Source organism: Fulvivirga sp. M361 (assembly GCF_007097395.1).
Classification (GTDB): domain Bacteria; phylum Bacteroidota; class Bacteroidia; order Cytophagales; family Cyclobacteriaceae; genus Fulvivirga.
The window spans coordinates 1-4,270 of record NZ_VKDC01000077.1; the positions used below are offsets into that span (position 1 = coordinate 1).

Annotated in this window: 4 protein-coding genes and 1 pseudogene; 4 read left to right on the forward strand and 1 reads right to left on the reverse strand. The window is 38.8% G+C overall.

Going from position 1 to position 4,270, the window contains the following annotated elements; all coding sequences use genetic code 11:
• Nucleotides 1–430: 430 nt before the first annotated feature.
• The 4 genes from FNH22_RS31475 to FNH22_RS31490 all read left to right on the forward strand — a co-directional run bounded on the left by FNH22_RS31475 (nt 431) and on the right by FNH22_RS31490 (nt 3,837).
• Complete coding sequence (locus FNH22_RS31475; protein ID WP_143402515.1) at nt 431–661, forward strand: helix-turn-helix domain-containing protein; 231 nt, start codon at nt 431–433, stop codon at nt 659–661.
• Entirely contained in the window at nt 658–1,833 is a 1,176-nt protein-coding gene (locus FNH22_RS31480) for a phospholipase D-like domain-containing protein (protein WP_143402516.1), read from the forward strand. The genes FNH22_RS31475 and FNH22_RS31480 overlap by 4 nt, the downstream gene beginning before the upstream one ends.
• A gap of 70 nt (nt 1,834–1,903) precedes the next feature.
• Nucleotides 1,904–2,230: a helix-turn-helix domain-containing protein gene (locus FNH22_RS31485; protein ID WP_143402517.1), complete on the forward strand. Its 327-nt coding sequence runs from the start codon at nt 1,904–1,906 to the stop codon at nt 2,228–2,230.
• Nucleotides 2,227–3,837 carry a class I SAM-dependent methyltransferase gene (locus tag FNH22_RS31490; RefSeq protein ID WP_143402518.1) on the forward strand — a complete coding sequence of 537 codons (1,611 nt, stop codon included), beginning with the start codon at nt 2,227–2,229 and terminating at the stop codon, nt 3,835–3,837. Before FNH22_RS31485 ends, FNH22_RS31490 begins: the two co-directional genes overlap by 4 nt.
• A 250-nt stretch (nt 3,838–4,087) precedes the next feature.
• Here FNH22_RS31490 and FNH22_RS31495 read toward each other — a convergent pair.
• Nucleotides 4,088–4,270: pseudogene (locus FNH22_RS31495) on the reverse strand (group II intron reverse transcriptase/maturase); the annotation flags it as partial.

A 4,270-nucleotide genomic window follows, 5' to 3' on the forward strand; every position in this document is an offset into this window, starting at 1 on the left:
TACAAATTGAGCCTGTATAACGGCCGGAGGCCGGAAACAATATTTGGTCACTCGGCTGGGAGCCAAGCGACTGATTCAGATTAAGAAACTATTCGTTCTAACTGCGCCGGAATTCAAGACTTAGTTTCAAGACATAACCGTAGGAGTTGTTCTTCAAAATACTCTGCTAAATGATCAGGATGCTCCTGGTATATTGCTATGTATTTTCCAGGAAGTATTTGATAATGGTTAATTTAGCTTTACCCACCGCACATTTTAGCACATTTGGTTTTGCTAACGCAACACCAACCCTGAAAATCCAAAAGAGCTAAAATTTCCCATCCACCTTCAAAGAAGGCCTAAGGAACTACAAATAGCGAGATATGCTAACTATAGTATGTAGCCATTAACTCCTGTCACAAATAGCTTTGTGATAACTATAGTATTCATTATGAACATCGAGTTATCGAAAGCTTTTGGAACAGTGGTGAGAGAAAGGCGAACTCAACTGAAACTCTCCCAAGAAGAACTTGCTCATCAGGCTGGCTTGCACCGAACATACATTGGAATGATTGAACGAGGTGAAAAAAACATCGCTTTGGAAAACATTCACAAAATCTCCACTGCCTTGAAGACTTCAATCTCAGATTTGTTCATTCAACTTGAAAAATCACAATCATGAGGGTAACATTCTTAGGACAGGGTTTCGAACCAACCTCTCCAAATTCGGTCGGCAACAAACTGATGGACTTCTTGTCATCAAACGACTATGATTCATTTTTTGGAATATCTGCATTCGCAAGTGCTGCAGGTGTGAAAGGACTCTCAAACTATTTGGAAATTGCAAAACCCAATTTCAGAGATTTGACAATAATTGTAGGGATCGATCAAAATGGAACATCTGTAGAAGCTTTGGAAGAAATACTGGCTTTAGGAATTGATTCGTACATATTCTATCAAAAAGAACCTCCCATTTTCCATCCAAAGATTTACCTCTTTGAAGGCGATAATCAAAATAAGATTATTCTCGGTTCTTCCAATTTGACCGCAAATGGTCTTTTTAGCAATCATGAGGGGTCTTTGATGGTTGAATTTGACTCGACAGATGCGGATGGCCTTCAACTCCTGAACGAAATAAAAGTCTATTACTCAACACTCTTTGATTTGAGTGATCCAAACTTATTCGAGATCAACAGAGGAAATATTGATTCGTTTCTAAATGATGGCGTTATTTCAAGGGAACCCAAACGTGTCAAACAGAATAAAAAAGTTAGACAATCTACTACTAAATCAATTGCTATTCCAGATAGAGTAACACCAACAATACCATCTGAATTTAGAAGACCAAGAAGATCCCAAAGTTCTACCAGAACAACTGTTGTTCACACCTCATCAACAGGTGACGAAACTGTTTATGAAAGAGGCCAGTTGGCTTGGATTAGAAACAGACTTCCAGCATCAAGTGTGCAATCCGCAGGATCAGGAACTAATCCAACTGGAGGTCTTAGACTTGTTCAGGATGGTTTTGTGGTTTCAGGAAACGTTATTGATCAAACTTCATATTTTAGAAATACAGTCTTTGGAGCCCTGACTTGGAACACTGTCAGAACTACCCCATATGTCGAAGGAGCAGAAGCTAGTTTTTTCGTAACTGTAAGAGGTGATGTTTGGGGGTTATTTGACTTAGAGATACGCCATAAGCCAACAGGAGAGGCTGGTCAACATAATTATACTACATCTATTTCGTGGGGTGCTCTCGGAGAGAGAATAAGAGGTGCGAGTTTAACAAATGCTCGGCTAGAGCTTTATTCTCCAAATACAGTAGGTGATCCGTTCATCATAGAAATAATTTAATTTCAATTTGTTTGTGCGCTAACTATAGTATTCTTATATTTGGACAACTTCAGTCCAATTAATATAGAAAATGGAACTACCTTTTGGCGAACAAATCAAGATTCTAAGGGAGTCAAAGAAAATGACATTGAAGGAGCTTTCCACTCTTTTAGAGATTGACACTTCAATGCTTGGAAAGATAGAAAAAGGTACAAGACAAGCAAACCCCTCTATAATTACAAAACTTTCCGCAATATTCGAAATCAGTGAATCTGAGCTTAATGTAAGCATGATAAGTGATCAAATCGCCAATCAAGTAGTGAAAAGGTATAATCAACAAGCTGAGCAAATTTTAAAAGTGGCTGAACAAAAAGTTGCTTACAGAACAAAATCAAAACCTGAAAAAATTGAAAAATGAGGCTTATTGAGAATGCATCGAAAGAAAAGTTAAGAGGTGGGTTTTATACACCAAAACCTATAGCGGATTTCATCCTCAAATGGGCTATCAATGGCAGCAGGGACTGTGACATTTTAGAGCCAAGTTGTGGTGATGGTAACTTTCTAAAAAGCCTGAAATCAGAAGGATTTCTTTATAACTCTTTAACAGCCATCGAGTATGATCCTCTTGAAGCTGCAAAAGCCAAGTCCATAGAACTTTCGAACTCTGAAGTAATTAATGAAGACTTCCACACCTTTTGCACTACCACCAAAAGGAAATTTGACTTAATTGTTGGTAACCCACCTTACATCAGATATCAGTACTTTGATAAATATCAACAAGTTGCCGCAGAAGACATTTTTATTAAAGCAGGTCTTAAGTATTCTAAGCTTACAAATGCTTGGGTTTCGTTTGTTGTAGGCTCATCTTTGCTCTTAAAAGAAACTAGAGGCAAGATTGGTTTTGTTCTTCCTGCCGAGATTCTGCAAGTTTCTTATGCTCAACAGCTAAGAACTTTCCTGGCTCATTTTTATAACAAAATCAACATCATATCCTTTGAAAAACTAGTTTTTCCAGACATACAGCAAGAAGTTGTTTTATTGCTTTGCGAAAAAGATCAATCCGAAGAACATCATATTGAGCACATTGAACTCCGTGATTCAAGCGAACTCAAGAACTTAGATCTGTACAGATTAAAGTTTCCCAAGAAAAGGATTGACTTTAAATCAAACAAGTGGACGTTTTATTTCTTGGGCCAAGACGAAATTGATTTCCTTGAAAACGTTGCAACAGAAAGAAGGATACCAACCATTGGAAATTATGCTAACGTAGAAGTTGGCATTACAACTGGGTCAAATGATTTCTTTACAGTTCCCCTTTCAACGGTAGAAGAGTTTGATTTAGACGCATATGCAAAACCAATGGTAGGTAGAAGTGTACAAGTCAATAGCGTGATTTTCAAGGAAGATGATTGGCTTAAGAATAAATACTCCGAAGCAAAAGCCCATTTATTAGTCTTTCCAGAATCCAAAAAGTTGAACAAAAAGAATGGAGCAGTGAAGTACATAGCCCAAGGTGAAGAAATGGGTATAAACAATGGATATAAGTGCCGTATTAGAGATGATTGGTTTGTAGTTCCTTCTCTTAAACTGTCGGATGCATTATTTATTAGAAGAAACAACATCTATCCAAAGCTTATTATTAATGAAGCAAAGGCATACACAACTGACACAATGCACCGAGTATTTCTCAAGCAAAATACGGATTTGAAGGCCTTTACAGCGAGCTATTATAACTCTCTTTCCTTAGCTTTTGCAGAAGTATCCGGCAGAAGTCATGGAGGTGGTGTATTGGAACTTATGCCGAATGAGACTGAGAGAATCCTGCTTCCTTACAATGAAAATAATTCAAAACTACTTGGACAGATTGATTCTTTAATACGCGATAAAAAGCCAATTGAAAAAGTTTTAGAAGTGACAAACAAGCAAATTCTGCAACAGAATTACGGACTAACAACTCAAGAAGTAGAATATGCGAACAGTATTTGGAGAAAACTCTCGAGCCGAAGACTGAACAGAGGAAAATAGTGAAGTTGCTTATGAAGCTTTACCCTCCCCAATCATCCATACACATTGCCAGGTCGCACTAACCAACCCACAAACCAAAACCTGACAAAGAGTATGGCTGCTCCTGCCGCACCGGACGAACGAACTAAAACGAACGCAGAAACTGGACGGAAAAATGCACGAAAACCTAATCGAGTAGACGGCCAGTGAGTCAATGACTCACTGGTGCGCCTCTCACACCACGTAGCGTACGGGTCTCGTACTACGCGGTTCACTGAATCTCAGGAATCGACTTACGGTGATAGGAAAGCATAGATTCGTAACCTCTCTTTCTAAGTCTGGACAGTGTGATAGTGGTCCTTAAGATAGGGCTTTGAGCTACTGCCCAGCCTCCCATCCTCGTCCTGCTATAGGCATATGCCCTGTTCTGATCCATACCTAGTCGAATGAGGTT